Origin of the sequence: Paracoccus marcusii, assembly GCF_006151785.1 — a bacterium.
In the GTDB taxonomy this organism is placed as follows: Bacteria; Pseudomonadota; Alphaproteobacteria; order Rhodobacterales; family Rhodobacteraceae; genus Paracoccus; species Paracoccus marcusii.
Genome location: NZ_VDDD01000195.1, coordinates 1 through 4,193, shown reverse-complemented (window position 1 = coordinate 4,193; position 4,193 = coordinate 1). Strand labels below are relative to the sequence as shown.

Below are 4,193 nucleotides of genomic sequence, written 5' to 3'. Positions count from 1 at the left end.
TCTGCTCATGCATCACAGCTACCACGCTGGATTCACGAGATGAATCCCTGACGCGATTTGTGCAACAGAGCCGTGCAAGACGTCAATTTGCTACCAGCGTTGGTCTTTCTTTTGCCCGGCACGTCACTGATCTACATCAGCACATCTAGGGTGAAACCCTGCTAAAAAAATAAGGCTCTCGTTTGACGAGAGGTGTGGTGTAAGTTCTGAGTTAAGGGCGTGAGGCCTGTACGGCGGCGGCCGCTCAGCCCTCACGTCACTTTTGCTCACGTGACGTTGGCAAGCCATAAGTCGCCTTTGCGTTTTCAAACCCTGCCTGCAAAAATCCAATGAGGCCTTCTTCCAAGGAGAACTTGATGTACATGCGATCTTTCACGTCGGTTATCGTCTTCAAGCATCCGTTCGTTCTTCGTGGATCCCCAGACGAGTTTCCTGCCGGGCAATACGAGTTGCTGGTTGAAGAAGAACTGCTTGATGGCCTCAGTTTTCCAGCATTCCGGGAGGCAGCTGCTTTCCTGCTGATCTATGGTCCGAGGGCAGGATCGGGACCACGGGAGATGCGACGCACGACACAGGCAGACGTGCGGGCCGCATTGGAGAATGACACGGAAATGGCAACTAAGGCAGGCGGGCTTGACGTTATGCCGTCTGTGAGCCGAGACATCAGGAACGGCACCAGGTCGGCGTCTCAGGCACAGGACGGCCGGACAGTAGAACAGCGAGTAGAGCAGTGGATTAACACACTGACGTCGCCATTGCCGCACTAGCCTCCTGATGAGCGCTACTGGTCGACTTGCTCGCGAAGCTAGTGCCGACGCTATTATGGTCGCCGCAATAGCGGTAAAGACTGGTCGAGATAGGTGTCGTCAAAACCGGCCATTCTGGCTAACTGATCATAATCGTGGAAGCAGACATGATTGTCGCGGAAAGTCGCAAGTTTCCGTTCGCGCAGAGAGCGCAGCACCCGGTTCACGTGAACAGCGCTCAGCCCAAGCGCATCCGCCAGATGATACTGGGTCAAAGGACAGTCAAATCCCTCGCGGTTCCCAAGGCCGACCAGCGCCAGCCTGGAACATAACTCCAGCAGAAAATGCGCGACACGCGCGTCTGCGGCGCGGCGACCAACCCCGACGAGATGCTCTACCAGCATAGCCTCATCGCGGGAGGCAGCCCAAAGAACTGCAGCTGCAAGCCGAGGCGCCTGCTCGAACGCGACGATCAGATCACTTGCCGACACCTCTGCCGCTTCGCAGTCGACGATCGGCTCGAAGCTGTGATCTGACGTCCGCAGGAGCACGCTGCGCAGACCTAAAAAATCTCCTGGTATCTGGAAGTCGATGATCTGGCGCGAGCCGTCCGCTTGGATCTTGTAGGAGCAGACCCAGCCTGAAGCGAGAATATAGGCGGCGTGCTGCGATTGACCTTGCCGCACCAGGTCCCGCCCTGCGACGAAGCAACGTCTGCGCTGGTGCAGGGCTGCAAGAATAGAAAGCTCATCGCCAGAAAGGACCACAAATGCCCCAAGCTTCCGGCTCAGGAGGTTGCTATCGCAAGGATCCATGGTGTCCTCCTGTTAGACCTTTGCGTTGCAGCAGATATTTTCGCAAAGGCGGCTTTTGATCGGTCTGGGCCGTCAGAGCTGATGCTGGTTTGTTGGACACTCACGCATTGGCCGTTGGCACTGGCAGCATTGGTCGTGGTGAGAGGTGACTGTCCGGAAATGTTGCTCGAACGTGAGATAAGTGCGGACATTGGCCTTAAAGACTGTGCGCAGACCTGTTCGACATGGGACGGCACTGGCGAAGTGGATGCGTCGTGCAGAACAAAAAAGGTGCGGACAGCTAAGCCCGCACCCTTCAGTGCATCAGAGACGCGATGTACGTCTGTTTGCGATGGACTGAATGGCAAAAGCCTCGGCCTGCGTGGCCCCCATGCCTAGATCTCGACTGACCACGTACAGGGCTAAAACGTCGCGCGCATCGCGGGCATCATCGATGGAGCCAGAGGAAGCGATCTGCGGTGCATTTGTCATTTGGCCACCTTCAGTGCCGCGCCGACCAGTGAAATCTTCGTGCTCGGAGCCGCCGCGATTACCTTCGGCGCTTCCTTCTTGGGCTTTTTCTCATCGCGTTTTCGCTTGTTCATGCCCTTGGCCATGTTCTGGCTCCTGTATAGCCGCCGGAATTTCGACGGACTCGGCACCCTAGACCTTTCACAGCGAATAGATACGTAATTCGACGAAGGGAGCATGGCCCCCACGGACCAATTTAACCACCCAATGCCACCAGTCCGAAGGCTTTGTGGCATGTGGTTCGGCTCCGCGGCCGACCTAGCCGAAGGGGCGTCGGCCTTCTTCACCGACGCCGCCGCGCCGCTGCGGAACCCGGATCACCAGCATCTGTACTCAGCCTCGATCGGCTTCCTTTGGACCAATGTGTCGAATGCGAAAAAGGGTCGCATGGTGATCGGCACGGCCGAGCCGGGCGCACCGCAGGGGGCCATGGGCAAATGGGGCCGCGCCAAGGCCACGCTGCAGGTGACGGACTGGTTCGGAATAGTCCCTGACTTCATTATCACCCTCGACGCCAACTGGTGGCTACAGGCTTCCGACGCAGAGGCCTATGCGCTGATCGAGCACGAGCTTTATCATCGCGCCCAAGACAGGGACGAGTACGGCGCGCCGAAGTTCAATCGGCAGACCGGGCGGCCTGTCTTTACAATGCGTGGGTACGACATCGAGGAATTCATTGGTGTGGTGCGGCACTATGGGGCCGATGCGGCCGGGATACGTGCGCTAATCGAGGCTGCCGAGGCCGAGCCGGAAATTGCAGCCGTGGGCATCGCGCAATGCTGCGGGACCTGCAGGGGAGCGACCTTGTCGGCAACAAGGCCAATCTTGTCACGCGCCTTGTCGTACAGGGCTTGCGCCTCGGCCAGCTGACTCCTCGCTGTGACAACTTCTGCGTTCGGGGCATTCTGCCTACAGCAGGTGTCATACGCATCTGCAGCCTTCTTGAGTTCGTCGATTGCGTGGCGCCATTCGGGATAAGCAGGATGTTCTTCGACTGGCATGGCTGGTCCTTTCCAACTGAGGCTATCGCATCATGGCACAAGCCGAGCTGAACACCGAGATCCGAACATTCATCGTCCAGTCTCTCGCCTGCTTTGGTGGATTGGCGAACAGCGCTAAGATCTCCAGTTTCCTGCCGCGAAGAAGGCCATCTTGCTTGCGGTAATCCTTCTCTGCCAGATCATACTTGCGTGCTATCATCGAAACCATTCATACCCTCTAGTGTGATACCCCACACAAAGATGATGACTTCTATGTTCCTTTAAGGAGCAAAGCGCGGTGGATGAATCATCGGCAGAGAGAGGCTCCCTAAGCATGCGGTATTAATAATGGCGCATATGTAGGGCAGTAAGGTCCTATTGGAACTTCGTCTGCCTCCCGACCCATAGTTGCGATGCCTGATCGCTCCGGATAATCCCCTACGAGCAGGTGGCTGCTGGAGGCCTGGTATGATTGGCGATAAGGGGATGTTTTTTGACTGACGAAATTTGTGTCGGGCATTACGTCAGGATGCAGGTCAAAAGCACCTTGGAGAAGGCCGCCTACCAGGAGCGTAGGCTTTTTGACGCGGATGCTCAGCCATACATCCTGCAGGAACGCCACGAGGCCGAAGCGCTTCATGCCGAAATCGCCAGTGTCGTCGCACGCGTGGACACCTTCAATCGCATGGTCACCGATCGCCTGTCTAAAGAGGCTGAGGACAATCCAGAGAAGCTGGAGCAACTGAGGCGCTTTTGGAATGCAGGGCGCATCAAGGTTGAGTTTGCCCCTTTGTAATTATCGATTTCTGGCAACATTAATAGGGCTGCATCCACGCAGGGGATGGTGCTGCGTCTTACCAGCGGCACCGCGATGGACGAGGATGCTCGGGCGGCCGAGATGGCCCTGAAGGTCTTGACCGTCATCCGGCGACCCGGGGATCCGTTCGGCGCGCCGGTCGCGGCCCTGCGCCGGATCGAAGCGGCCGCCGCGCCCATCGGTCAGACACGCGACGAGGGCGATCGCCTCGAGGATGCGGAGCTGCCCCTGGTCGTGGAGGCCGCTCGCGCTTGGTCCCACGTTCCGATCCTGGCGGGATGGCGCGCGGCGGCCAGCTATGCCTTCCGTTCCCGACGGAGCAGCC

The 4,193-nt window shown here is 58.0% G+C and carries 5 protein-coding genes; 3 read left to right on the top strand and 2 right to left on the bottom strand.

Annotated elements, in window-relative coordinates:
* Positions 1 to 820: 820 nt before the first annotated feature.
* A complete protein-coding gene (locus FHD68_RS17875; protein WP_139086443.1) occupies positions 821 to 1,561 on the bottom strand; it encodes a Crp/Fnr family transcriptional regulator in 741 nt (246 codons plus the stop codon).
* Between the two features lie 467 nt (positions 1,562 to 2,028).
* Complete coding sequence (locus FHD68_RS19765; RefSeq protein WP_256480605.1) at positions 2,029 to 2,157, bottom strand: hypothetical protein; 129 nt, start codon at positions 2,155 to 2,157, stop codon at positions 2,029 to 2,031.
* A 148-nt stretch (positions 2,158 to 2,305) separates the two neighbouring features.
* Here FHD68_RS19765 and FHD68_RS17870 point away from each other — a divergent pair, with 148 nt between their 5' ends.
* The 3 genes from FHD68_RS17870 to FHD68_RS17860 form a co-directional block, all read left to right on the top strand.
* Positions 2,306 to 2,941 (top strand): putative metallopeptidase, encoded by a 636-nt coding sequence (locus tag FHD68_RS17870; protein ID WP_139086441.1) that lies wholly within the window; start codon positions 2,306 to 2,308, stop codon positions 2,939 to 2,941.
* 603 nt (positions 2,942 to 3,544) lie between these two features.
* Positions 3,545 to 3,847: a hypothetical protein gene (locus FHD68_RS17865; protein ID WP_167550434.1), complete on the top strand. Its 303-nt coding sequence runs from the start codon at positions 3,545 to 3,547 to the stop codon at positions 3,845 to 3,847.
* 48 nt (positions 3,848 to 3,895) lie between these two features.
* On the top strand, positions 3,896 to 4,193 hold a 298-nt coding region (locus FHD68_RS17860), incomplete at its 3' end, for a hypothetical protein (RefSeq protein ID WP_167550433.1).